We start from the raw sequence: 24,229 nt of genomic DNA on the forward strand, positions 1-24,229 counted from the left end.
GTCGCCCGCCACCAAGGACCCCGCCATGACCGGAACGATCCAGCAGCAAGTGTTCGAGCTCGTCGCCACACAGGCCAAGGTCGACGTGGCCAGCGTGAAGCCCGAGTCCACCCTGAAGGACCTCGGCATCGCCTCGCTGGAGGCGATCGAGCTGATCTTCGACATCGAAGAGCACTTCAACATCAACTTCCCCGACCAGCAGGGCGCCAATTTCGACAGCGACACGGCGCAGAGCCTGGTCGACGCCGTGCAGAAGGCGCTGGACGAAAAGGCCGCCGCCGGCGAGGGCGCGAAGTGATGCAAGGCGATCCGGCACGCCGTATCGCGATCACCGGGATGGGCGCGATCAGCCCGCTCGGCGTCGGCGCCGGGGCGCTGTGGCAGGGCCTGCGCGAAGGCCGCAGCGCGATCGGCCCGCTGCAGCATCCCGATGCCGGGCGGCTGCGCGTGAAGGTCGCCGCGCAGGTGCCCGGCAGCTTCGACCCGGCGGCGAACATCGACGAGCGCACCCTGCCGATGCTCGATCGCACCTCGGAATTCGCGCTGCATGCGGCGCGCGAGGCGGTCACGCAGTCCGGGCTGGACTTTCGCCAAGGCCAGCTCGGCCTGCGCACCGCGGTGATCGTCGGCACCGGCGTGGGCGGCGAAACCACCCAGGACGAACAGAGCCGGCGCCTGTACGGAGAGAATTCCAATCGCGCCCATCCACTGACCATCGTGCGGCTGATGACCAACGCCTCGGCCAGCCAGATCAGCATCGCCTGGGGCCTGCGCGGCCCCACCTTCGCGGTGGCCAGTGCTTGCGCCTCGGCCAACCACGCGATCATCCAGGCGGCGCAGATGATCCGCTGGGGCCTGGCCGACGTCGCCATCACCGGCGGCACCGAGGCCTGCCTGACCTACGGCGCGCTGCGCGCCTGGGAAGCGATGCGCGTGCTCGCCGACGACACCTGCCGCCCGTTCAGCGCGAACCGGCGCGGCCTGGTGCTCGGCGAGGGCGCCGGCATCTTCGTGCTGGAATCCTTGGAACATGCGCAGGCGCGCGGCGCCACCATCCTCGCCGAACTGGCCGGCAGCGGCATGACCGCCGACGCCACCGACATCGTGATGCCCAGCGCCGACGGCGCGGCCGCCGCGATGGGTCAGGCGCTGGCCGACGCCGGGCTGAATCCCGCGGACGTCGACTACATCAACGCCCACGGCACCGGCACGCAGGCCAACGACGTCACCGAGACCCGCGCGATCCGGCTCGCCTTCGGCGCGCACGCCGACCGCCTCGCGGTGTCCTCGACCAAGTCCATGCACGGCCACGCGCTGGGCGCTTCCGGCGCGCTGGAGCTGGTGGCGGTGATCGGCGCGCTGCGCGACGCCGTGGTGCCGCCCACCGCGAACCTGGACCAGGTCGATCCGGCCTGCGACCTGGACTACGTGCCGAACGTGGCGCGCGAGATGCCGGTGCGCGCGGTGCTCAGCAATTCGTTCGCGTTCGGGGGGTTGAACGCCGTGTTGGCGTTGAAACGAGCGCCCTGATCGGCCAGATGAGCTGCCCAGAAAGAAGAAGCCCCGCGCTCGGCGGGGTTTCTTCTGATACTTAGCGGCAGAGAGTTAGGCTGCTTTAAGCCTTGCAACGAAATCGTCGACAGGCTTCATCGGCGCCTCTGTGGGCGGCTCTTTTTCTAGACCAGACAACCTGCTCTCCAAGATCGTTTTGATCTCGGAACGAGCGAATCGATTGAGGAGATCTCGGATCATCGGTTGATAGCCGATGCCATGGTATTTTGCGATCTCCTTTAGTGCATCCAGCAGCCCTTTCTGCAGCCTGATTGAGATCATCTGCAGCCCTAGGGCGCTATCCACCTCCGCCATCTCTTCTGCAGTGGCGACACGAACGTGCTCTTCGCTCTGCCCAAGCTCTCCCGCTTCCCACGGGCACTCATCATGAGCGAGCGCCTTCTTACGGGTCGTGGACATACTCTTCTCTCCTCAGTTCACGGGGCGCCCTCTAGGCGCATGTAAAGCAACTACTTCGACAAGCCATACTTCCGATAGATCCTGATCTCCTCATCGTTCGGCGGATAGATCGACTTGATCTCTATTTCATCACCGCGCGGGATGAAGACCACCTTCAGAAGACGACAATGGTTTGTATACGCGAGGAACCATCGCGTAAGTGGATCCGTGATGTGTTCGGCGCGGGTATCGAACAGGTCCTTACCATTCCTGTTCTCAAAGCATTCGAAGAGTTCTTTCTCGGTGACGTTGTGCTTGTCTTTCATCTTCTCGCGGACGCGAGAGGACATCTTGAACCTCGGCATGAGGGCTTCCTCTTCCCCGGCTACGGGCACATTGTATATACAGCAAAAACTTCACGGCAAGCAGCCTGTTCCTCATACTTTTGGCCTAGTTCACACATTGAATCCTCCAATGAGCAATACATGGTAACACACGATCAAGCCTTCAATGGCATCGGCTGCTATTTACGTTCATTGAGTGAAGAGTTGTTCAGGCTTTCTTCCTTAGTCACATCAATAACATGGGAGGCATTCCACCCATGTGGAACGCGTAGATGAGCAGGGAAAAAGGCACCAGAGACAAGGAGTCACAGGCTAGAGCCCTAGGCTTCTGGCGCAGGATGCGCGCCTGCTCTTCCGGGGCCCCTGGGCGGCGGTGAGGCGGGGACGATCAGGCCGCGCAGCGGGCGTCGCCAGGGAGGGCGACGCCTTTTCGCGTGGGCAGGAGCCCGCTCGAAAAGCCCCGCCCCGCCTCACGGACCTGCCGGGCAGGCGAGGGCATGGATGCCCGAGTTGAGGCAACGCAGGAGCGGTTGCCCGAGCCCGGCAAGCGCCAACCGGAGTGCTCTTTCTCTTTGGTTACTTTCCCTTTGAGCACGCAAAGAGAAAGTGACTCGGGCGCCGGCAGGTGCGCACAACTGCTCTGCGAGAGCGCAGAAGCAAAAGCGCCCTCTCCCCAACCCCTCTCCCGCAGGCGGGAGAGGGAAAATCGGGGTCAGCGCGGGCGCCCGCCCCTCACCCCAGCCCTCTCCTCAGAGGGGCGAGGGAGAAAGCAAAAGGCCCAGCGGTTTCCCGCCGGGCCTTTTTGTTTGCAAAGCGATGGGCGATCAGCCCTTCTTGGCCTTCGTCAGCAACTGATCCAGCAGCGAGATCGCCAGGTCGATCTCCTCGTGGGTGATGTCGAGCGACGGCGCGAAGGTGATCACGTTCTTGTACCAGCCGCCCACGTCGAGCACGAGGCCGATCTTCTTGCCGTTGTGTTCCAGGTCGCCGGCCAGGCCGATGTCGACCATCTTGTCGAGCAGGGCCTTGTTCGGGGTGAAGCCGTCCTCGGTGCAGATCTCGGCGCGCAGCGCCAGGCCGAGGCCGTCGACGTCGCCGATTTCCTTGTGCTTCTTCTGCAGCCCGCGCAGGCCTTCGAGGAAATGCGCGCCCTTCACCGGCACGGTCTTCTCGTAGTCCAGCTCGTAGCCCATCTTGATGACTTCGAGGCCCAGCGAGGTGCCGAGCGGGTTGGAGTTGAACGTGCTGTGCGTGGAGCCCGGCGGGAAAATCGTCGGGTTGATCAGCTCCTCGCGCGCCCACAGGCCGGACAGCGGGTTGAGGCCGTTGGTGAGCGCCTTGCCGAACACGATCACGTCCGGGGTCACGCCGAAGTGCTCGATCGACCACAGCTTGCCGGTGCGCCAGAAGCCCATCTGGATCTCGTCCACCACCATCAGGATGCCGTACTGGTCGAGCACCTTCTTCAGGTCCTTGAAGAAGTTCATCGGCGGCACGACGTAGCCGCCGGTGCCCTGGATCGGCTCGACGTAGAACGCGGCGTACTCGCACTGGTTGGTCTTGGGGTCCCACACGCCGTTGTATTCGGTCTCGAACAGGCGCGCGAACTGGCGCACGCAGCTGTCCGAATACTCTTCCGCCGTCATGCCCTTGGGGCGGCGGAACGGGTACGGGAACGGCAGGAACATCGCGCGCTCGCCGAAGTGGCCGAAGCGGCGGCGGTAGCGGTAGCTCGAGGTGATCGACGAGGCGCCCAGGGTGCGGCCGTGGTAGCCGCCCTCGAAGGCGAACATCAGGCTCTTGCCCTGCTTGTAGTTGCGCACCAGCTTCAGCGAATCCTCGATCGCCTGCGCGCCGCCCACGTTGAAGTGCACGCGGCCGTCGAGGCCGAACTTCTTCTTCGCGTCCAGCGCCACCGTCTTGGCCAGCTCGATGCGCGTCTGGTGCAGGTACTGGCTGGCGACCTGCGGCAGCACGTCGATCTGGCGCTTCAGCGCGTCGTTGAGGCGCTTGTTGCCGTAGCCGAAGTTGACCGCCGAATACCACATCTGCAGGTCGAGGAACGGCACGCCGGCGGTGTCGTACATGTAGCTGCCTTCGCCGTGGCGGAAGATCTTCGGCGGGTCGACGTAGTGCACGGTGTCGCCGAAGGAGCTGTACTTCGCCTCATCGGCGAGCAGTTGCGCGTCGTCGATGAAACCGACGGCGTTCTTGTCGATTTTCATGGTCTGGGTCCGGGAAACGGTTTCTGGGGATGCTGCGGGGAAGGGGCAGGCGGCGCCGGCGGTCAGGCTGCCGCTGCCTCGTGGTAACGCACGTGATGCACCAGGCTGCCGTCGAGCAGGCGCGGCAGGTATTCCAGCGCGTCCTCGAAGCCGGTGATCGGCATGTAGGGGATGCCGGCGGCGCGGCAATGCTCGATCAGGCGGTGCTTGGCGAATACGAAGTCGACGCGGTCGGCCGCGCAGAAATCCGAGGCGCCGTCGCCGATCAGCAGGGTCTTCGCGCCGCCCTGGCGGGCCTGCGCCACGCAGGCGCACTTGCAGGTGCCGCTGCGGCAGCCGTCGGCCTGGAACGGCGAGGTCAGCTGCCACTGCTTCGGCGGCTCGGCCGGCGCCAGGTGGTTGGCGGCCAGCGGCAGATCGTCCAGGCCGTAGCGGCCGAGGATCTGGTGGATCGCGTAGTCGAGGCCGTCGCTGACGATGCGGATCGGCACGCCCAGCTCGCGCGCCTTCGCCACGAAGCCGGGGAACGCATGGTCGATCCACAGCTCGCGCAGGTGCTCGTCCAGCTCGGCGCGGGTCATCTGCAGCAGGTCGACCTGGCCGGCCATGCACTCGCGCGAACCGATGCGGCCGGCACGCCAGTCCTGCTCCAGCACTTCCCAGCCCGGGCGGCCGAAGCGGTCGAGCAGGGAGTCGATCACGTCCTCGACGGAAACGGTGCCGTCGAAATCACACAGGATGGTCCAGCCAGAGGGGGACATCGGAAACTCGCAACCATGACGATGGCTTGCAGGGTAGGCAGCCTGCCTTTCGGCCTCCTTTCCCTGCGTGCCCGCGCCGCGCGCCGCGACCAAACCGCAGCTGAGCGGCGCGCGGGCGCGGCCAACCGCCGGCGTCCCAGGCCGTTTAAGCTGCCGACCTCCCCGGCCCGTCCCCTTCATGCATCCCGATCGCCTGCCCCTGCTGCTTGCCTTGCTGTGCCTGTCGCTGGCGCCGGTGGCGGCGCGCGCCGACGACGGCGCGACCACCGTGGCGGTCGGCGCAGGCATGCAGCGCATGCCTGCCTGGGCCGGCTCGCGCCACGAGCGCGTGGACCCGATCCCGTTCGTGGACATCGAGCTGCCGCGCGCGGGCTTCAGCCTGTCCACCCAGAATGGCCTGCAGTTCGACCTGATCCGCGGCCAGCAGCTGCACGGCGGCCTCTACGGCAGCTTCCAGTGGGGGCGCGACCGCGACGACCTGCGCACGCTGGCCGGCAAGGTGCCCGCGCTGGCGCCGCGCGCCACCGGCGGCGGCTACCTGGAGTGGGACTTCACCCCGCAGCTGAACCTGAGCGCCTTCCTCAGCCACGACCTCGCCGGTGCCGGCGCCTACACCGAGCTGCAGCTCGAGTGGGACCCGCCCATGCCCGGCCTGATGGAGCAGTCGCTGCAGCTGCGCTGGCAGTCGATGAACGGCGCGGCGATGCGGCGCTTCTTCGGCATCACGCCCGACGCCGCGCAGGCGCTGGGCGTGCCGGCGTGGGCGCCGGGCGCGGGCAGCCAGCAACTGGCGCTGGCCTGGGACCTGTTCCTGCCCACCAGCCGTCACACCGGCCTGGCCGCCTCGCTGGAATACGCCCGCCTGCTCGGCAACGCCGCGTCCAGCCCGCTGGTGGCCCGCTTCGGCACGCGCAACCAGGTGTCCTGCTCGCTGGCCTTCGTCTACCACCTGTAGGCCGCCCGGAGCCCGTGCATGGCCAGGCCGCGGGCAGGTAAGAAAGAACTAAGCGGCCGCCGCCAGAATGACCGCATGCGCCTTCCCCGCCTGCTGCCATTCACTGTTGGACCGTCGTGTCCGCGCCTGCCCGGCCTGGGCCTCGTGCTGGCGCTGGCCGGCTGCGCCAGCTACGCGCCGCAGCCGCTGGGCACGGGGCAGGGCGCGGCCGACGTGGCGCACCTGGCCGCGCCCACCGCGGCGATGTCGCTGCCGACGCTGGCCGCGCATCGCTTCGACCCGAGCGACGGCCTGGACGCCACCGAGGTGGCGATGCTGGCGGTGGCGAACAGCCCGGCCCTGAAGCTGCAGCGCGACGCGCTGGGCATTGCCCGCGCGCAGGCCTTCGCCGCGGGCCTGCTGCCCGATCCGCAGCTCAGCTTCGGCGCGGACTTTCCGCACGACTCCGGCAGCGGCCTCACCCGTGCCTACAACCTCGGTCTCAGCCAGGACGTGAGCGCGCTGCTGCTGCGCTCCTCGCGCCGGCACGCGGCGAACGCGCGGGCCGAACAGGTGAACCTCGACCTGCTGTGGGCGGAATGGCAGACCATCGCGCAGGCGCGCCTGCTGTTCGGCCAGGTGCAGGGCCTGCGCGCGCAGCAGGTCGAGCTGGATGCCGAAGTGCAGGCCCTGGCGCCGGTGGACCGGGCGGTGCAGGCGGCGCTGGCCGCGGGCAACCTCAACTACGACGGCGCCAGCGCGGGGCTCAACGCGATGGCGGACGCGCGCAAGCGCGCGGGCGACAACGCGGTGGCCCTGCACCAGGCCGAAAGCGACCTGCGCCAGCTGCTGGGCCTGGCGCCCACCGCGCCGCTGGAGCTGGCCGGCGCGCCGTACCAGGCCGAGCCCGATGCCGCGCAGCTGCAGGCGGCGCTGGCCGACCTGCCGCGGCGGCGCCCCGACCTGCTGGCGCTCGAGGCCGGCTACCGCGCGCAGGAGGCGCGGCTGCGCGGCGCCATCCTCGCCCAGTTCCCCGCGATCACCGTGGGCCTCACCCGCGCGCGCGACACCAGCAACATCACCACCAATGGTTTCAGCATCGGTCTGACGCTGCCGCTGTTCGACCGCAACCGCGGCAACATCGCGATCGAGACCGCCACCCGCCAGCAGCTCAAGGACGACTACGACGCACGCCTGCTGGCCACGCGCAGCGACATGCAGCGCCTCTCTGCCGATCTCGCCACGCTGGACCGCCAGCAGGCGGCGCAGATCGCGCATGCGCAAAGCCTCGACGCCGCGCGCCGTGCCGCGGAGCAGGCCTGGCAGCAGGGCCTGCTCGACTGGCCGACCTATCTCGCCATCCGCGGCAACGCGCTGGCCGCCGACATGGACCTGCTCGCGCTGCGGCAGGCACGCGCCACCGCCGCGATCGCGCTGGAGGCCTTGCTGGGCCACACGGATCTCGCCAATGAACGGACGTCCAAACCATGAAGCGAACCCTGATGGCGCGCGCCGTCGCGCTGGGCCTGATGACGCTGCTGGCCGCCTGCGCCAAGGGCGGCGGCGACGATGAACACGCCGGCGAGGCCAAGGGCGTGGCGCTGGTCACCACGGCGATGCCGGTGCAGCGCAGCTTCCACGACAGCGTGGCGGCCTGGGGCAGCGCGGCGGCCGACCCGCATGCCGCGCGCTCGATCAGCCTCGCGCACGGCGGCCAGGTGGTCGCGCTCAAGGTCAGCGCAGGGCAGACGGTCGGGCGCGGCCAGCCCTTGCTGGCGGTGACGCCCGATCCCGCGGCGCGCAGCGCGTACCAGCAGGCGCAGAGCGCGGCGACGCTGGCGCAGGGCGAGCTGCAGCGCACCGAACAACTGGCGGCACAACACCTGGCCACGCAGTCGCAAGTCGCCATCGCGCGCAAGGCGCTGGCGGATGCGCAGTCCGCGCTGGCGGCGCAGCAGGCGCTGGGCGGCGGCGCGGCCGAGGAAACCGTGGCGGCGCCGGACGACGGCGTGGTCACCGCGGTGCCGGTGACGCTGGGCGACCGCTTCGCCGCGAACGCACCGCTGCTCGGCTTCATGCCCGCGCATGCGTTGATCGCCGCGCTGGGCGTGCAGCCCGATGCCGGCACACGGCTGCGCGCGGGCATGCCCGTGTCCGTGCATGGCGTGTACGGCGACGGCGCAACCTTCACCGGAAAGCTCGTCATGGTGGGGCGCGCGGTCGACCCGCAGACCCACCTGCTGCCGGTGCAGGCCGAGCTGCCCGCCGGCGCCGATGCCACGCTGGTGGCCGGCGCCGCGATCGAGGCCGCGATCCAGAGCGGCGACTACACCGCCTGGGCGGTGCCGCGCGCCGCCGTGCTGCACGACGAGCAGGGCGACTACCTGTTCCAGTTCGACCATGGCAAGGCGCATCGCGTGGACGTGCAGCTGCGCCAGCCGGCCGGCGACAGCGTGGGCGTGCTCGGCAAGCTCGACGCGCAGCTGCCGGTGATCGTGCAGGGCGCCTACGAACTGGACGACGGCGCGGCTGTGCGCCAGGGCGATCGCCAGGCCGACGGCGAGCGCAAGCCGTGACCACCGCACCGATGACGATCACCCAGTGGATGCACCAGCACCGGCGTTCGCTGCTGTTCCTCGCCTTGATCCTCGCCATCGGCGGCATCGCCGGCGCGTTCAACCTGCCGGTCTCGCTGTTTCCCAACGTGTCGTTCCCGCGCGTGCGCGTATCGCTGGACGCCGGCGACCAGCCCGCTGACCAGATGGTGGTCGCCGTCACCCGGCCGGTGGAGGAGGCGATCCGCCGCGTGCGCGGCGTGCGCGAGGTGCGCTCCACCACCAGCCGCGGCAGCGCCGAGATCAACATCGGCTTCGACTGGGGCGCGGACATGGGCCGCGCCCTGCTCGACGTGGATGCCGCGATGGGCGAGGTGCTGCCGCGCCTGCCGCCCGGCATCAACGTGGCGGCGATCCGGCTCGATCCCACGGTGTTCCCGATCCTCGCCTACAGCCTGCGCTCGGACACGCTCACGCCCGCCCAGCTGCACGACATCGCCGAGTTCCAGCTGCGTCCGCTGCTGTCCGGCGTCGGCGGCGTGGCCCAGGTGGACGTGCAGGGCGGCGACGTGGCCGAGTTCCACGTGGACGTGGACGTGGCGCGGCTGCGCGCGCAGGGCCTCACCCTGGCCGACCTCGATCACGCGGTGGCGAATGCCGCCACCATCCAGTCGATGGGCCGCCTGCAGGACCACTACAAGCTCTACCTGCTGCTGGCGAACAACCAGCCGGCCACCGCCAGGGCGCTGGGCGACATCGTGCTGCGCGCCGATGCGCACGGCGTGCTGCGCCTGGCGGACGTGGCCAAGGTACAGATGAGCCACCAGCCGCAGTGGGTGCGCACCACGGCGGATGGCCACGACGCGGTGCTGATGCAGGTGTTCCAGCAGCCCAGCGGCAACAGCGTGCAGATCGCCCGCGACGTGAAGCAGCGCCTGGCCGACTACGAGAAGCAGGCGCCCAAGGGCCTGCGCATCGCCAACTGGTACGACCAGAGCCAGCTAGTGCTGGGCGCGGCCGGCAGCGTGCGCGACGCGATCCTGATCGGCATCGTGCTGGCCGGTCTGGTGCTGTTCGTGTTCCTGCGCAACGCGCGGGTGATCCTGGTGGCGATGATCGTGGTGCCGGGCACGCTGGCGATCACCGTGCTGCTGCTCGACCTGCTGCACATGAGCTTCAACATGATGACGCTGGGCGGCATGGCGGCCGCGGTGGGCCTGTTGATCGACGACGTGATCGTGATGCTGGAACACATCATGCGCCGGTTGCGCGACGGCACGGGGCCGGTGCGTGAGCGCATCGCTGGCGCGGCGTGGGAATTCACCCGCCCGCTCACCGGCTCCAGCGCGGCCACGGTGGTGATCTTCCTGCCGCTGGCCTTCCTCACCGGCGTCACCGGCGCGTTTTTCAAGGCGCTGTCGCTGACCATGGCCAGCGCGCTGGTGATCTCCTACCTGCTCACCTGGGTGGTGGTGCCGCTGCTGGCCGAGTGGCTGATCGACGAGCGGCATGCCGTGGAGCATCCGCCGGGCCGTTTCTCGCAACGCCTGCTGGCCGGCTACGAACGCACGCTGGGGCGCCTGCTGCAGCGGCCGGTGCTGGTGCTGGCCGGGGTAGTGCCGCTGCTGGTGGCGGGTGCGCTGGCCTATGGCCAGGTCGGCAGCGGCTTCATGCCGAGGATGGACGAGGGCGGCTTCGTGCTGGATTACCGCTCGCTGCCGGGCACCTCGCTGGACGAAACGGACCGGCTGCTGCAGCAGGTCGAGCAGATCATCCGCGCGAATCCCAACGTGGACACCTACTCGCGGCGCACCGGCCTGCAGCTGGGCGGCGGCCTCACCGAGGCGAACACCGGCGACTTCTTCGTGCGCCTGAAGAACGGCGCGCGGCCATCCACGGCCACGGTGATGGAGCAGGTCCGCCAGCAGGTCGTGGCCAGGGTGCCGGGCCTGGACGTGGACGTGGCGCAGCTGATGGAGGACCTGATCGGCGACCTCACCGAGGTACCGCAGCCGATCGAGATCAAGCTGTACGGCGACGACGAGGCCCAGCTCGGCACCACCGCGCAGCGGGTGGCTGCGGCCATCGCCAAGGTCGACGGCGTGGCCGAGGTGCGCAACGGCATCAACCCCGCGGGCGACGCACTGGACGTGCAGGTCGATCCGGTGAAGGCCGGCCTCGCCGGGCTCGACCCGGTGGCGGTGGCGCAACAGGTCTCCGACGCGGTGGCCGGCAACGTGGCCGCGCAGCTGCCGCAGGGGCCGAAGATGGTCGGCGTGCGCGTGTGGCTGCCGCCGAACGCGCGCGCGCAGCTGGAGCAGTTGCAGGCCTTGCCGATCCGCGCCGGCGACGGCCACGTGCTGCCGCTGTCCGCGCTGGCCACGATCCGCGCGGTGCAGGGCCAGCCGCAGATCAACCGCGACAACCTCAAGCGCATGGTGGCGGTGACCGCGCGCATCGTGGGCCGCGACCTCGGCTCTACCGTGAATGACGTGAAGCGGGCGCTGGCGAAGCCGGGTCTGCTGCCGCCGGGCATGTACCATGAGTTGGGCGGCCTGTACGCGCAGCAGCAGGTCGCCTTCCACGACCTCACCGTGGTGATGCTGGCAGCGATCGCGCTGGTGTTCACCCTGCTGCTGTTCCTCTACGAGAGCTTCCGCGTGGCGCTGGCGATCATGGCCGCGCCGCTGCTGGCCCTGTCCGCCGTGTTCGTCGGGCTGTGGGTCACCGGCATCGAGCTCAACATCTCCGCGCTGATGGGCATGACCATGATCGTGGGCATCGTCACCGAGATCGCGATCTTCTACTTCACCGAGGCGGCCGACGCCGAACAGCGCATGCCGCTGCCCGATGCGCTGCGCTACGCCGGTCACCACCGCATGCGGCCGATCCTGATGTCCACCATCGCCGCGATCCTCACCCTGCTGCCGCTGGCGTTCGCGCTCGGCCAGGGCTCGCAGATGCAGCAGCCGCTGGCGGTGGCGATCATCGCCGGCATGTTGGTGCAGGTGCCGCTGGTGCTGCTGGTGATGCCGGTGCTGTACACGGTGCTGCGCCGGCGCGGCGCCGCGCCGGCGACCTGAACCGCCGTTTCCTAGCCACGAGGACCGCTGCCATGACCCTGTTGACCCGCACGCTCCTGTCTGCCGCGCTGCTGGCGTCGGCCTCCGCCGCCAGCGCCGCCACGCCGCCGCCCAGGCTGCTGAACCAGCTGCAGCTGGGCGGGCCGGGCGGCTGGGATTACCTCAGCTTCGACGCGGCGCACCGCCACCTGTTCGTCAGCCGCGGCGACCGCGTGCTGGTGGTCGATGTCGATGCCGGCCGCCAGGTCGGCAGCATCGCCGGCACCGGCGGCGTGCACGGCATCGCGCTGGCGCCGGCGTTGCACCGCGGCTTCACCAGCAACGGCCACAGCGCTTCGGTGACGGTGTTCGACCTGGACACGCTGCAGACCGTGGCCACGGTCGGCGGCACCGGCGCCAACCCCGACGCGATCCTCTACGACGAGGCCTCGCACCACGTGTTCACCTTCAACGGCAGGAGCCGCACGGCCAGCGTGATCGACCCGGCGAAGAACGCGGTGGTCGGCAGCATCGCGCTGCCCGGCAAGCCGGAGTTCGCGGTGGCCGACGGCGCCGGCCACGTCTACGTGAACATCGAGGACAAGTCGGAGCTGGTCCAGCTCGATTCGATCGCCGGCAAGCTGCTGCAGGCCTGGCCGCTGGCGCCGTGCGAATCGCCCAGCGGGCTGGCCCTCGACAACCCGCACCACCGGCTGTTCGCGGTGTGCGACAACCGCACGATGGCGGTGCTCGACGCGGCGGACGGCCACCATGTGGCCGATGTGCCGATCGGCGACGGCCCGGACGCGGTGGTGTTCGACGCGGCCGAGGCGACGGTCTACAGCTCCAATGGCGAGAGCGGCACGGTCACCGCCGTGCACGAGGACGACCCGGACCACTACCGCGTGACGGCGACCATTCCCACCCAGGCCAGCGCGCGCACGCTGGCGCTCGACCCGAAGCTGCATCGGCTGTACCTCTCCGCGGCACGCCTTGGCGCGACCACGCAGGCCAACGGCCGGCCGACGGTCGAGCCGGACAGCTTCAGCATCCTCACCGTCGGGCGGCCCTGAGCCGCCCGTCAGGGCAGCGGCGGGATCACCACGCGCACGCGCAGGCCGCTGCCGTACGGCGAGTCGAGCAGCTCGATGCTGGCGTGGTGCAACTCGGCCGCGCGCTGCACGATCGACAGGCCCAGGCCGTAGCCGTCGCCGCGGCTGCCGGTCTCGCGGTGGAAACGCGCGAACACGCCGGCGCGGTGCTCGGCGGGAACGCCGGGGCCGTCGTCGATCACGTCGATCAGCGCGCCCTGCGCGATGCGGTCGAGCGACAGCTGCACCCGCCCGCCGGCCGGGGCGTGGCGCAGCGCATTCTCCAGCAGGTTGCGCAGCAGCGCGGCGAGGGCGGCCTCGTAGCCCTGCACCGCCACTTGCGGCATCAGCCGCGCGAAGCTCAGCTCCGCGCCGCTCTCGGCGATCACCGGCGCCAGTTCCTCGATGACGTCCATCGCCACGGCGACCAGGTCGACCCGGCTGCGCTGGCCCGACGCGGCGCCCGCTTCCAGCCGGGCCAGCGCCAGCAGCTGCTCGACCCGCCGCGCCAGCGCGGCGAGGCCGTGCTGGGCGCTGCCCAGCGCGAGGTTCAGTTCGGCCGGGTCGGTGCTGGTCATCGCGCTTTCGAGGTTGATCGTGGCCGAGGCCAGCGGCGTGCGCAGCTCGTGCGCCACATCGGCGCTGAAGCGGCGCTCGCGCTCCAGGGCATCTTCCAGCCGGGTGAGCTGTTCGTTCAGCGCCGCCAGCACCGGCTGCAATTCCTGCGGTGCGTCACCCAGCAGCACCGGCTCGTGGCTGCCCGGCTCCCGCGACGACAACGCACGGGTCAGCGCCTCCAGCGGGCGCAGGCCGCGGCGTATTGCCCAGCCCACCAGCAGGGCCAGCAGCGGCAGGCCTACCAGCAGCGGCAGGCTGTGCTCCAGCCACACCGCGTGCATGATCTCGTCGCGGCTGTCGTAGCGCTCGCCGGTGCGGATCACCACGCGGTTCGCGGTATCGTGCAGGGTGAACACGCGCCAGCGGTACGGCCCCAGCCACACGTTCTGGAAATCCGCGTCGCCGGGCTGCGGCGGCGGCATGCCGGCGAGGTTGGCGGTGGCCAGCACCATGCGGCCGGTGCGGTCGAACACCTGGAAGCCGACCTCGGACTCGTAGGTGTAGCGCTGCCGCGGCGGGCTGCCGACGAGGCGGGCCTCGATCGGCACCAGCAGGCGGTCGGCATCGCGGCGCTGCAGGGCGTCCAGGTCGGCATGCGCGATCAGCACCTGCAGCGTCCGCGCCGACTGCGCCAGCCGGCCGTCGGACAGCTCGCCCACTTCGCGGACGGTGCGCTTGAAGCTGAGCACGCCCAGTGGCAGCAGCACCGCGGCGAGCACCACGATGATCAGCCAGCGCAGCCGGCCGTGCAGGCTCGCCGGCCTCACTTCGGCTCCCGCGCGATCATGTAGCCGAAGCCGCGCACGGTCTGGATGGTGTCGAAGCTCAGCTTGCGGCGCAGGGTGTGCATCAGCACCTCCAGCGCGCTGGAGCCGACCACGTTGTCCAGGCCGTACAGGGAATTTTCCAGGTTCTCGCGGCGTACCAGCCGGCCGGCGCGTTCCATCAGGATCTGCAGCAGGGCGAACTCGCGCTTGGTCAGCTCCACCCGCTGGCCGCGAAAAACCACCTCGGAGGTGCCCAGGTCCAGGCTCAGCGCGCCGGCCTCGATGCGGTTGGCGGCCAGCCCCTGCGTGCGGCGGGTCAGCGAGCGGATGCGCGCGGCCAGTTCCTCCAGGTGGAACGGCTTGGTCAGGTAGTCGTCGGCGCCGGCGTCGAGGCCGCTCACGCGGGCCTCCAGGCCGTCGCGCGCGGTCATCACCAGCACCGGCGTCTTGACGTGCGCGCGGCGCGCCTCGACCAGCACGTCCAGGCCGTCCTTGCCGGGCAGGCCGAGGTCGAGCAGCACCAGGTCGGCGGTCTCGTCGCGCAGCGCGAGCAGCGCCTCGCGGCCGTCGCGCAGCCAGCTCACCGTATAGGCGAGGTGTTCCAGCGCGCGCTGGATCGCCGCGCCGAGCTGGAGATCGTCTTCCACCAGGATGATATGCACGGACAGGTTCCTCCAGCCGACCTGCGCGCAGGTCGGCGCATGCGGGGATTATCCAGCCATCCGCTTACGAAGTGCTTAAGCCGGGCCGTCATGCGTTGCGGCGCATTTGCCGCCCGTTCGGGCCGGACGATAGAATCGGGCGGCGTGACGTGTGGCCATTCGGGTGATTGCAAGGATCGCCCGCGGTACGGCATGCGGTGGCGTTGTCCCGCCATGGCATGCGGATGCCCATGAAGTGCCGGGGTGCCCGTCCCGTTGCCGGCGGCACCGACGACCTTTCCAATGAGCGCTGCGACCGATGCCCGACAACGCCCTGCCCAGCGCCATCGTCTGCCTGCCCTTCGCGGCCAGCGTGGCGGTGTCCCTGCTGCGTGGCCGCTGCGGCGGCCACAAGCTGGCGGCGTGGCTGATGACGGCCACCGCGCTGCTCGGACTGGTGCTTTCGCTGTGGCTGTACCCCGCGCTTGCCGCCGGCGGGGTATGGCGCCAGGTCATCCCGTGGGCGCCGGGGCTGGACCTGGTGCTGCGGGTGGACGGTTTCGCCTGGCTGTTCATGCTGCTGGTCTGCGGCATCGGTGCGCTGGTGGGGCTGTACGCGCGCTACTACATGTCGCCGGACGATCCGCTGGCGCGCTTCTACGCGTTGCTGCTGGCGTTCATGGGCTCGATGCTGGGCATCGTGACGGCGGGCAACGTGATCCAGCTGGTGTTCTTCTGGGAGATGACCAGCCTGTTCTCGTTCCTGCTGATCGGCTACTGGCACCACGGCGCGTCGGCCCGCGACGGCGCGCGGATGGCGCTGATCGTCACCGCCGGCGGCGGCCTGTGCCTGTTCGCCGGCGTGCTGCTGCTGGGCCATATCGCGGGCAGCTATGATCTCGACGCGATCCTCGCCGCCGGCGACGCGGTGCGCGCACATGCGCTGTACACGCCCACGCTGCTGCTGGTGCTGCTCGGCGCGTTCACCAAGAGCGCGCAGTTCCCGTTCCACTTCTGGCTGCCGCAGGCGATGTCGGCGCCCACCCCGGTGTCGGCCTACCTGCATTCGGCCACCATGGTGAAGGCCGGCGTGTTCCTGCTGGTGCGCTTCTGGCCGGTGCTGGGCGGCACCGGCGAGTGGTTCTGGATCGTCGGCGGGGTGGGCCTGGTCACGCTGGTGCTGGGCGCGTACTCGGCGATGTTCGAGCAGGACCTGAAAGGCGTGCTGGCCTATTCGACGATCAGCCACCTGGGCCTGATCACCATGCTGGTCGGCCTGGGCAGCGCGCTGGGCGTGGTGGCGGCGATCTTCCACATCGTCAACCATGCCACCTTCAAGGCCTCGCTGTTCATGGCCGCCGGCGCGGTCGACCACGAGGCCGGCACGCGCGACCTGCGCCGGCTCGGCGGGCTGCGCCGGGTGATGCCGGTCACCGCCACGCTGGCCCTGGTCGCGGCGGCGGCGATGGCCGGCGTGCCGCTGCTGAACGGCTTCCTGTCGAAGGAGATGTTCTTCGCCGAGACGCTGGCCGGCCGGCATGGCCCGCTGCTGGACGTGCTGACGGCGGTGCTTGCGGTGGCGGCCAGCGCGTTCGGCGTGGCCTACTCGATCCGCTTCGTGCGCGGGGCGTTCTTCGGCCGCCTGGCTACTGGCCTGCCGCGCCAGCCGCACGAGCCGCCGCTGTGGATGCGCGTGCCGATCGGCCTGCTGGCGCTGGCCTGCCTGCTGGTGGGCGTACTGCCGGCGCGGGTGATCGGGCCGTCGCTGCGGCTGGCGGCCGGCGCGGTACTGGGCGACGGCATGCCGGCCTACAGCCTGGCGGTGTGGCACGGCCTGACCACGCCGCTCGTGATGAGCGTGTGCGCGTTCGTGGCCGGCTGCCTGCTGTTCGCCGGCCTGCGCCGCCGTTTCGCCGGCCTCGAGGCGGCGCCGCTGACCGGGCGGCTCAGCGGCAAGCGCATCTTCGAGCGCGCACTGGCGGTGTTCGCCGCAGATATCCCGCGGCGGATCGAGCGCCGCTACCCGAGCCGCCGGCTGCAGCCGCAGCTGCTGCTGATCGTGCTGCTGGCGTTGCTGGCCGGCACCTTGGCGGCGACCAGCGCGCCGTTCGGCTTCCATCCGCGCTGGTCCAGCGTCGACCCGGCGTTCGCGCTGCTGTGGCTGCTCGGCGCGGCCTGCGCGATCGGCGCGGCGAGCCAGGCCAAGTTCCACCGCCTCGCCGCGCTGGTGCTCACCGGCGGCGCGGGGCTGGTGTCGTGCGTGAGCTTCGTGTGGCTGTCGGCGCCGGACCTGGCGGCGACCCAGCTGCTGGTCGAGGTAGTCACCACGATCCTGATCCTGCTCGGCCTGCGCTGGCTGCCCAAGCGCATCGAGGGGCTGGCGCCGGAGAGCCGCGCGCACTGCTTCCGTCGCCGGCGCGACGTCTTCATCGCGATCGCGGTGGGCCTGGGCGTGGCCACGCTCGCCTATGCGGCGATGATGCATCCGGTGGCCGACTCGATCTCACGCTTCTTCCTCGAACGGGCGTACGCCGAGGGCGGCGGCCGCAACGTGGTCAACGTGATCCTGGTCGATTTCCGCGGCTTCGACACGCTGGGCGAGATCAGCGTGCTGGCGATCGTGGCGCTGACCGTGTTCGCCCTGCTGCGCCGCTTCCGCCCCGCCGCCGAGAGCATCGACGCGCCGCTGCAGCAGCAGCGGCAGGCGGCGCCCGACGCGGACCAGCCCGGCCGCGCGCCCGACCATTCGCTGACCGACTACCTGATGATCCCGGGCCTGATCATCCAGCTGATGTTCCCGCTGATCCTGCTGTTCGGGCTGCACCTGTTCCTGCGCGGGCACGACCTGCCGGGCGGCGGTTTCGTCGCCGGCATCACCGTGTCGGTGGCGCTGATCCTGCTGTACATGGCGCGCGGCGCACGCTGGGTGGAGGCGCACCTGCGCGTGCTGCCGGTGCGCTGGATCGGCGCCGGCCTGCTGCTGGCGGCGGGCACCGGACTGGGCTCGCTGGCGTTTGGCCGTCCCTTCCTCACCTCGTATTTCCGCTACGCGGAGCTGCCCCTGCTGGGCCAGCTGCCGCTGGCCTCGGCGGTGCTGTTCGACCTCGGCGTGTTCTGCGTGGTGGTGGGCGCCACCACGCTGATGCTGATCGCGCTGGCGCACCAGTCGCTGCGCCGTCCGCGCCAGGCGGCGGATGCGCCGGCCGCGGCGGGAGGGCCGGGCTGATGGAACTGGTGCTTGCCGCCGCGATCGGCATCCTCGCCGCCTCCGGCGTGTGGCTGCTGCTGCGCCCGCGCACGTTCCAGGTGATCATCGGGCTGACCCTGGTCTCCTACGCGGTGAACCTCTTCATCTTCTCCATCGGCGGCCTGCGCACCGGCGCCGACCCGGTGCTGCAGGGCGCGGCCGGCGACCTCGCGCAGTACGCCGACCCGCTGCCGCAGGCGCTGGTGCTCACCGCGATCGTGATCGGCTTCGCCACCACCGCGCTGTTCCTGGTGGTGCTGCTGGCCTCGCGCGGGCTGACCGGCAACGACCACGTCGACGGCGAGGACGGCACGCCGTGAACAACCACCTGATCATCGCGCCGATCGTCACGCCGCTGCTGGTGGCCGCGCTGCAGCTGCTGGTGGGCGAGAAGCGCCGGCGCATGGTGCTGGCGCTGAGCATCGCCTCGTGCGTCGCGCTGGTGCTGCTGGCCGCCGCGCTGATGCTGGCGGTGTCCGGTGACGGCGCGCCGGCGGCGGTGTACCGCCTCGGCGACTGGCCGGCGCGTTTCGGCATCGTGCTGGTGGCCGACCGGCTGTCGGCGCTGATGGTGCTGCTCGCCGGCGTGCTCGCACTGGCGCTGCTGCCGTACGCGCTGGGCCGCTGGCAGCACCGCGGCGGCCACTTCCAGCCGCTGCTGCAGTTCCTGCTGATGGGCCTGAACGGTGCCTTCCTCACCGGCGACCTGTTCAACCTGTTCGTGTTCTTCGAGGTGCTGCTGGCGGCGTCCTACGGCCTCGCCCTGCACGGCTCGGGCGCGCGGCGGGTCAGCGCGGGGCTGCACTACATCGCGGTGAACCTCACCGCCTCGATGCTGTTCCTGCTCGGCGTCAGCCTGATCTTCGGCGTCACCGGCACGCTGAACATGGCGGCGCTGGCCGAGCTGATTCCGCACGTGCCCGAGCGCACCCGCGCGCTGCTGCATGCGGGCGCGGCGCTGCTCGGCGTGGCGTTCCTGATCAAGACCGCGATGTGGCCGCTGGGCTTCTGGCTGCCGCGCACGTATGCGGCTGCGTCGCCGGCGGTGGCGGCGATGTTCGCGCTGATGACCAAGGTCGGCATCTATGTCTTGCTGCGGCTGGGCCTGCTGCTGTTCGGCGCCGGCGCCGGTCCAGCGTCCGCCCATTTCGGCAGCGGCTGGATGCTGTGGGGCGGGGCGGCCACCGTGGCTGCCGGCGTCGTCGGCATGCTGGGCGCGCGCGACCTGGCCAAGCTGGCCGGCTACAACGTGGTGATCTCCTCCGGCACCCTGCTCGGCGCGATCGGCCTGCAACAGCCGGCGGTGACCGCCGGCGCGCTGGCCTACCTGGTGATCTCCACACTGGCGATCGCCGCGTTCTTCCTGGTCGTCGGCCTGCTCGCCTCCGACGGCGACGACGAGACCGACGACAGCCTGAGCCTGGAGCCGTACGAGCAGCCGGGCGAAACGGCAGCGAACGAAAGCCTGTACGCGCAGGAGGACGAGCGGCCGGTGGTGATCCCCGCGCCGATCGCGATGCTGGGCGTGAGCTTCAGCGCCTGCGCGCTGCTGCTGGCGGGGTTGCCGCCGCTATCCGGCTTCCTGGCCAAGTTCGCGCTGCTGGCGCCGATGCTCGACGGCGGCGCGCGGTCCGGCGCGGGCGTGCTGTTCGCGCTGTTCGTCGTGGCTGGTTTCGGCACGGTGATCGCGCTGTGCCGCGCCGGCATCCAGATCTTCTGGGTCGAGCCGGAGCGGATCTTCCCGAAGGTGCATCTGGTCGAGAGCGCCTCCATCGCGATCCTGCTCGGCCTGTGCCTGCTGCTCACCGTGCTGGTCGAGCGGCCGCTGCGCTACCTGCGCGACACCGCCGGCCAGCTGCATGCGCCGGCCGGCTACGTCCACGCGGTGCTGCCGCCGGGGGAGGCCGCGCCATGATCCGGCGCTGGCTGCCGTACCCGATCCTGTCCGCGCTGCTGCTGGCGGTCTGGCTGCTGCTGCAGCAGAGCGTGGCGCCGGGCACGATCCTGCTCGGCGCGCTGCTGGGCGTCGCGCTGGCGAAGGTGTTCGGCCGGCTGCGCCCGCCGAAGGCGCGGCTGCGCCACTATCCGCTGCTCGGCCGGTTGTTCGTGCGCGTGGTGCTGGACATCTTCTGCTCGAACCTCGCGGTGGCCCGGCTGATCCTGCGCCGCGACAGCCGCACGCGCTCCGGCTTCGTGGCGATCCCGCTGACCCTCACCGACCACCACGGTCTCGCCGTGCTGGCGTGCATCATCACCTCCACGCCGGGCACGATCTGGGTCAGCTACGACCCCAGCGCGAACATCCTGCTGATCCACGTGCTGGACCTGGTCGACGAGGCGGGCTGGATCGATTCGATCAAGCGGCGCTACGAGCGCCCCCTGCTGGAGATCTTCCAATGAGCCACGGCCTGCTTGGCGCTGCCGTCATCGTCGCGCAGATCCTGCTGCTGCTGGCGATGAGCTTCTCGATCATCCGCATGGTGCGCGGCCCGCGCGCGCAGGACCGCGTGCTGGCGCTGGACGCGCTGTACGTCAACGCGATGCTGCTGCTGCTCACCGTCGGCATCCGCAGCGGCAGCCTGCTCTACGTCGAGGCCGGCCTGATCATCGCGCTGCTCGGCTTCGCCGGCACGGTGGCGCTGTCGAAATTCCTGATGCGCGGGCAGGTGATCGAATGAGCCGCCTCGACGCGCTGCCGCCGTGGGCGGCGATCCTGGTGGCGGCCTTCGTGCTGCTGGGCGCGCTGTTCGCCTTCGTCGGCTCGCTCGGCCTGCTGCGCCTGGAGAACTTCTACCAGCGCGTGCACGCGCCGACCCTGGGCACCACGCTGGGCACGTTCTTCATGCTGGCCGGCTCGATCACCTGCTTCTCGGTGCTGCACGGCCGGCCGATCTTCTACGAGATCCTGATCGGCGTGTTCCTCACCCTGACCACGCCGATCACCCTGATGCTGCTGGTGCGCGCCGCGCTGTACCGCGACCGCGAGGAAGGCTCGGCGGACGTGCCGCAGGCGCCGCCGTCGGAGTAGGCGGTCGCGCGGGTTCCGCCTACTTGCCCGCGGCCCCGGCGGGTGCCTCGGCGGTCGTGCGGCGGGGGCGGCGCACGGCGCGCAGCTTGCCGCTGTTGCCGCCGCCGCAGAAGAAACGGTCGGCGCCGTCGGACTCGAGTCCCGACACGACGATGTCGGGCGGCATCCGCAGGCTTTCCTGCACGGCCCCGGTGCGGGGGTCGATGCGCCGCAACTCGCTTTCGTCGTTTTCCCAGGTGCCGTGCCAGAGTTCCCGCCCGGCCCAGGTGACGCCGGTGACGAAGCGGTTGGATTCGATGCTGCGCAGGACCGCGCCGGTCGCGGGATCGACCTGGTGGATTTTGCGCGCCCGGTACTCGCCCACCCACAGCATGCCTTCGGCCCACGCCAGCCCCGAATCGCCGCCGCCGCCGGGCGCCGGGATGGTGGCGAGCACGCGGCCGCTTTCCGGGTCGATCTTCAGGATGCGGTCCTCGGCGATCTGGTACAGGTGGCGGCCGTCGAACGCCGTGCCGGCGTGGGCGGCGACCTCGAGCGCGCGCTGTGTCGTCCCGCTCGCCGGATCCAGCGCGTACAGCCGGTCGCCGGTGGCAAGCCAGACGTGGTGGCCGTCGTAGCTCACTCCACCCACCTTGTCGATGCCCGGGAAGGGGCCGTACTCGCGGACGATGTCGGCGTTCGATCGTTTCATGCGCGCATCCTAGTCGCCCGGCAGCGGGGTGGGGAGTAACAACACCGTCGCGAATCCCGGCAGCGGCGGCGTGCTCCAGCGGCGCGCCCGCCCGCGTCCGAGCGGTTGTACCTTGCCGACGGCGGCCAGCGCGTCGAGCGCGCGCTGCACGCTGCGCTGGCTGGCGCCGAGCGCCAGCGCCAGTGCCGAACTCGACCAGGCCTCGCCGTCGGCAAGCAGGGCCAGCACCGCCGCGTGCGCCTCCTCCACCGGTCGCGCCAGCACCACCACCTCGCGCGCGGCAGGCGGCACCAGCACGAAGCCGTGCGGCGTGGCACGCACCTCGGCCAGCGGCGCGAGCGCCGCGCGCAGCCGTCCGATCTCCACGCGCAGGCGCGCGCGGTGCGTGTCGTCGGCGTAGCGGGTGCGGAAGGCCCGCGCGATCAGCATGTGCCGGGCCACGTCGCCGGGCCACGCCTCGCCCAGCGCGCGGGCCAGCGCGAACAGCACCGGCCGCCGCGCCAGCGGCACCACCGCGGCAGCCGTGCGCACCGCATGGCGGCAGGCGTCGATCACCAGCGTGCTCGACGCCAGCAGGGCCTCGACCTCGTCCAGCCGCAACGATCGCTCGTCGCCGCGCGCGAGCAGGCGCGCCGCCGGCGCCTCCAGCGTGCGCGCGATGCCGGCCACCTCCGCCGCCAGCGCCGGGATGCCGGCCTGGCGCGCGGCGCGGTCGGCCCGGGCCAGCGCGGCGCGGGCCTCCAGCGTGCGCAGGCGATGCAGCGCGATGCCCGCCTCCAGCAGCGCATGGGTGGCCGCCAGCGCGGGCGGCAACGGCGCGGGATCGAGCCCGGCGAGGGCGCGCCCGGCCTCGTCGAGGCGGCCGATCAGCAACAGGCGCCGGATCTCGAGGCAGCGCGCATGCGCGGCGTTCGCGCGGTCGCCGTGCGCCTCCAGCGTGGCCCGCGCGGCGTCGAGCGCCTTCGCCGGCCAGGCGAGGTCGCGCGAGGCGAGCGCGACCTCGGCCGCGGCCACCACGCAGCGCGCGCGGGCCATCGCTTCGTGCGGGCCGAACGCGCGCGCGGCACGGCGCAGCAACGCCTTGGCGCGCACGTAGTCGCCGAGCTGCGCCATCGCGATGCCGCGCAACGCCAGCGCCGGCGCGTCGTCGCGCAGCGCGACCCGCTGCAGCGCGCCGAACGGGTCGCCCGCCGCCAGTGCGCGTGCCGCGGCGGTGATCAGCGAGTCCATCGGTGCGGACTCATTCCGGCGAGCCTTGCGAATCCCGCCACACTTGTCACTCCCACCCCTCGATGGCCCGGCCGCAGTCTAGCCCACGACCGCCGACCAATGCGCCGCCACGAGCGGCGCCGGCATGACACCAACGCGAGGAGCAACGACATGGAAAAGATCGCCGTATGGGGTTTCAGCTGGGTACCGCCTTTCGCCCAGGGGCTGGTGCGCGACCTGCGCGTGCGCTGGGCGCTGGAGGAGGCGGGGCTCGCCTACGAGAGCCGCTGGATCGACGCCGAAGAACGCAAGTCCGAAGCCTTCCGGCGCAAGCATCCTTTCGGCATGGTGCCCGTGCTGGATTCCGCCGATGGCACCTTCATCGAGTCGGGCGCCATCGTCCACGCCATCGCCGAGCAGTGCGAAGCGCTGATGCCGGCCGGCCGGCGCGCCGAGACGCTCACCTGGATGTTCGCCGCGCTCAATACCGTCGAGCCGGCGCTGTGGAACCTGTTCGTGCTCGACCTGCTGCACGGCGACGAGGCGTGGGCGCGGCAGCGGCGGCCCGGGGCGGTCGACGAGGCGAAGGCCCGGCTGGCCGCGCTGTCTGCCTGCCTCGACGGGCGCGAGTACCTGCTCGACCGTTTCACCGCGGCCGATCTGCTGATGGCGACCGTGCTGCGGTTCGTGCGGCACACGGACCTGGTGGCCGGGTTCCCGCTGCTCGACGCCTATGTGAAGCGTTGCGAGGCGCGGCCGGCGTTCCAGGCGGCCTTGCGCAACCAGGCGGCCGGCTACGCGCGCCACGCGCCGGTCGCGGCCTGAGTCCGGACGGGAGAACAGCGATGAACCATCACCCCATCACCACACGCGAAGCATGGCTGGCCGCGCGGCTGGAGCTGCTGGCCGAGGAAAAGGCGCTGACCCGGCGCAGCGACGAACTCGCGCGCCGGCGCCGGCAGCTGCCGTGGGTGCGCGTCGACAAGGCGTACCGTTTCGACACCGACACGGGCGCCGCCACGCTGGAGCGGTAATCCCCCCGCCGGTTAGCTGACGCCAGAAGTGGAATTTTCTCGTAGTCTTTCCCGAGGAGGTTCCATGAAAAA

General features: G+C 70.7%; 23 protein-coding genes. 15 read left to right on the forward strand and 8 right to left on the reverse strand.

What is annotated here, in order from left to right; translation table 11 throughout:
- Positions 1 to 25: 25 nt before the first annotated feature.
- Positions 26 to 298 carry an acyl carrier protein gene (locus AC3WRN_RS07130; RefSeq protein WP_068094232.1) on the forward strand — a complete coding sequence of 91 codons (273 nt, stop codon included), beginning with the start codon at positions 26 to 28 and terminating at the stop codon, positions 296 to 298.
- Complete coding sequence (locus AC3WRN_RS07135; protein ID WP_492622448.1) at positions 298 to 1,530, forward strand: beta-ketoacyl-[acyl-carrier-protein] synthase family protein; 1,233 nt, start codon at positions 298 to 300, stop codon at positions 1,528 to 1,530. The genes AC3WRN_RS07130 and AC3WRN_RS07135 overlap by 1 nt, the downstream gene beginning before the upstream one ends.
- Before the next feature lie 75 nt (positions 1,531 to 1,605).
- Here the strand turns inward: AC3WRN_RS07135 and AC3WRN_RS07140 are convergent, their stop codons facing one another.
- The 4 genes from AC3WRN_RS07140 to AC3WRN_RS07155 form a co-directional block, all read right to left on the reverse strand.
- Entirely contained in the window at positions 1,606 to 1,971 is a 366-nt protein-coding gene (locus AC3WRN_RS07140; protein ID WP_492622449.1) for a hypothetical protein, read from the reverse strand.
- A 50-nt stretch (positions 1,972 to 2,021) separates the two neighbouring features.
- Positions 2,022 to 2,315: a BrnT family toxin gene (locus tag AC3WRN_RS07145; RefSeq protein WP_492622450.1), complete on the reverse strand. Its 294-nt coding sequence runs from the start codon at positions 2,313 to 2,315 to the stop codon at positions 2,022 to 2,024.
- A gap of 803 nt (positions 2,316 to 3,118) precedes the next feature.
- Positions 3,119 to 4,519, reverse strand: coding sequence for an aspartate aminotransferase family protein (locus AC3WRN_RS07150; RefSeq protein WP_492622451.1), 1,401 nt, complete (start codon positions 4,517 to 4,519; stop codon positions 3,119 to 3,121).
- 62 nt (positions 4,520 to 4,581) lie between these two features.
- Complete coding sequence (locus AC3WRN_RS07155) at positions 4,582 to 5,280, reverse strand: MtnX-like HAD-IB family phosphatase (protein WP_068094248.1); 699 nt, start codon at positions 5,278 to 5,280, stop codon at positions 4,582 to 4,584.
- Between the two features lie 178 nt (positions 5,281 to 5,458).
- Here AC3WRN_RS07155 and AC3WRN_RS07160 point away from each other — a divergent pair, with 178 nt between their 5' ends.
- The 5 genes from AC3WRN_RS07160 to AC3WRN_RS07180 all read left to right on the forward strand — a co-directional run bounded on the left by AC3WRN_RS07160 (position 5,459) and on the right by AC3WRN_RS07180 (position 12,904).
- Positions 5,459 to 6,235 (forward strand): MipA/OmpV family protein, encoded by a 777-nt coding sequence (locus tag AC3WRN_RS07160; RefSeq protein ID WP_492622452.1) that lies wholly within the window; start codon positions 5,459 to 5,461, stop codon positions 6,233 to 6,235.
- A 75-nt stretch (positions 6,236 to 6,310) separates the two neighbouring features.
- A complete protein-coding gene (locus AC3WRN_RS07165) occupies positions 6,311 to 7,705 on the forward strand; it encodes a TolC family protein (RefSeq protein WP_492622453.1) in 1,395 nt (464 codons plus the stop codon).
- On the forward strand, positions 7,702 to 8,790 hold the full coding sequence (locus AC3WRN_RS07170; protein WP_492622454.1) for an efflux RND transporter periplasmic adaptor subunit: 1,089 nt from the start codon (positions 7,702 to 7,704) through the stop codon (positions 8,788 to 8,790). Before AC3WRN_RS07165 ends, AC3WRN_RS07170 begins: the two co-directional genes overlap by 4 nt.
- An 11-nt stretch (positions 8,791 to 8,801) precedes the next feature.
- A complete protein-coding gene (locus AC3WRN_RS07175; protein WP_492622475.1) occupies positions 8,802 to 11,852 on the forward strand; it encodes an efflux RND transporter permease subunit in 3,051 nt (1,016 codons plus the stop codon).
- Between the two features lie 32 nt (positions 11,853 to 11,884).
- Positions 11,885 to 12,904 carry a YncE family protein gene (locus tag AC3WRN_RS07180; protein WP_492622455.1) on the forward strand — a complete coding sequence of 340 codons (1,020 nt, stop codon included), beginning with the start codon at positions 11,885 to 11,887 and terminating at the stop codon, positions 12,902 to 12,904.
- An 8-nt stretch (positions 12,905 to 12,912) separates the two neighbouring features.
- Here the strand turns inward: AC3WRN_RS07180 and AC3WRN_RS07185 are convergent, their stop codons facing one another.
- Both AC3WRN_RS07185 and AC3WRN_RS07190 read right to left on the reverse strand, forming a co-directional pair.
- The gene (locus tag AC3WRN_RS07185) at positions 12,913 to 14,307 is read right to left on the reverse strand and encodes a sensor histidine kinase (protein WP_492622456.1); all 1,395 of its coding nucleotides are present in this window, start codon (positions 14,305 to 14,307) and stop codon (positions 12,913 to 12,915) included.
- The gene (locus AC3WRN_RS07190; RefSeq protein ID WP_492622457.1) at positions 14,304 to 14,969 is read right to left on the reverse strand and encodes a response regulator; all 666 of its coding nucleotides are present in this window, start codon (positions 14,967 to 14,969) and stop codon (positions 14,304 to 14,306) included. The genes AC3WRN_RS07185 and AC3WRN_RS07190 overlap by 4 nt, the downstream gene beginning before the upstream one ends.
- Before the next feature lie 298 nt (positions 14,970 to 15,267).
- On the opposite strand from AC3WRN_RS07190, the gene AC3WRN_RS07195 reads away from it, so the two are divergent.
- Genes AC3WRN_RS07195 through mnhG form a run of 6 tightly spaced genes read left to right on the forward strand, consistent with a single transcriptional unit; the run spans position 15,268 to position 21,223 of the window.
- Positions 15,268 to 18,174 carry a monovalent cation/H+ antiporter subunit A gene (locus tag AC3WRN_RS07195; protein ID WP_492622458.1) on the forward strand — a complete coding sequence of 969 codons (2,907 nt, stop codon included), beginning with the start codon at positions 15,268 to 15,270 and terminating at the stop codon, positions 18,172 to 18,174.
- A complete protein-coding gene (locus tag AC3WRN_RS07200) occupies positions 18,174 to 18,515 on the forward strand; it encodes a Na+/H+ antiporter subunit C (RefSeq protein WP_492622459.1) in 342 nt (113 codons plus the stop codon). The genes AC3WRN_RS07195 and AC3WRN_RS07200 overlap by 1 nt, the downstream gene beginning before the upstream one ends.
- The gene (locus AC3WRN_RS07205; RefSeq protein ID WP_492622460.1) at positions 18,512 to 20,110 is read left to right on the forward strand and encodes a monovalent cation/H+ antiporter subunit D; all 1,599 of its coding nucleotides are present in this window, start codon (positions 18,512 to 18,514) and stop codon (positions 20,108 to 20,110) included. Before AC3WRN_RS07200 ends, AC3WRN_RS07205 begins: the two co-directional genes overlap by 4 nt.
- Complete coding sequence (locus AC3WRN_RS07210; protein ID WP_492622461.1) at positions 20,107 to 20,595, forward strand: Na+/H+ antiporter subunit E; 489 nt, start codon at positions 20,107 to 20,109, stop codon at positions 20,593 to 20,595. The genes AC3WRN_RS07205 and AC3WRN_RS07210 overlap by 4 nt, the downstream gene beginning before the upstream one ends.
- Positions 20,592 to 20,873: a K+/H+ antiporter subunit F gene (locus AC3WRN_RS07215; protein WP_068094287.1), complete on the forward strand. Its 282-nt coding sequence runs from the start codon at positions 20,592 to 20,594 to the stop codon at positions 20,871 to 20,873. The genes AC3WRN_RS07210 and AC3WRN_RS07215 overlap by 4 nt, the downstream gene beginning before the upstream one ends.
- On the forward strand, positions 20,870 to 21,223 hold the full coding sequence (mnhG, locus tag AC3WRN_RS07220; RefSeq protein WP_492622462.1) for a monovalent cation/H(+) antiporter subunit G: 354 nt from the start codon (positions 20,870 to 20,872) through the stop codon (positions 21,221 to 21,223). The genes AC3WRN_RS07215 and mnhG overlap by 4 nt, the downstream gene beginning before the upstream one ends.
- A 19-nt stretch (positions 21,224 to 21,242) precedes the next feature.
- On the opposite strand, the gene AC3WRN_RS07225 is transcribed toward mnhG, so the two are convergent.
- Positions 21,243 to 21,914 (reverse strand): Vgb family protein, encoded by a 672-nt coding sequence (locus tag AC3WRN_RS07225; protein ID WP_492622463.1) that lies wholly within the window; start codon positions 21,912 to 21,914, stop codon positions 21,243 to 21,245.
- 9 nt (positions 21,915 to 21,923) lie between these two features.
- Positions 21,924 to 23,144, reverse strand: coding sequence for a helix-turn-helix domain-containing protein (locus AC3WRN_RS07230; protein ID WP_492622464.1), 1,221 nt, complete (start codon positions 23,142 to 23,144; stop codon positions 21,924 to 21,926).
- A gap of 150 nt (positions 23,145 to 23,294) precedes the next feature.
- Here AC3WRN_RS07230 and AC3WRN_RS07235 point away from each other — a divergent pair, with 150 nt between their 5' ends.
- Both AC3WRN_RS07235 and AC3WRN_RS07240 read left to right on the forward strand, forming a co-directional pair.
- Positions 23,295 to 23,948, forward strand: coding sequence for a glutathione S-transferase family protein (locus AC3WRN_RS07235; protein WP_492622465.1), 654 nt, complete (start codon positions 23,295 to 23,297; stop codon positions 23,946 to 23,948).
- Positions 23,949 to 23,968: 20 nt separating this feature from the next.
- A complete protein-coding gene (locus AC3WRN_RS07240) occupies positions 23,969 to 24,157 on the forward strand; it encodes a DUF899 family protein (protein WP_492622466.1) in 189 nt (62 codons plus the stop codon).
- The last annotated feature ends 72 nt before the right edge of the window (positions 24,158 to 24,229 follow it).

Source organism: Rhodanobacter sp. FW101-FHT13A11 (assembly GCF_058790335.1).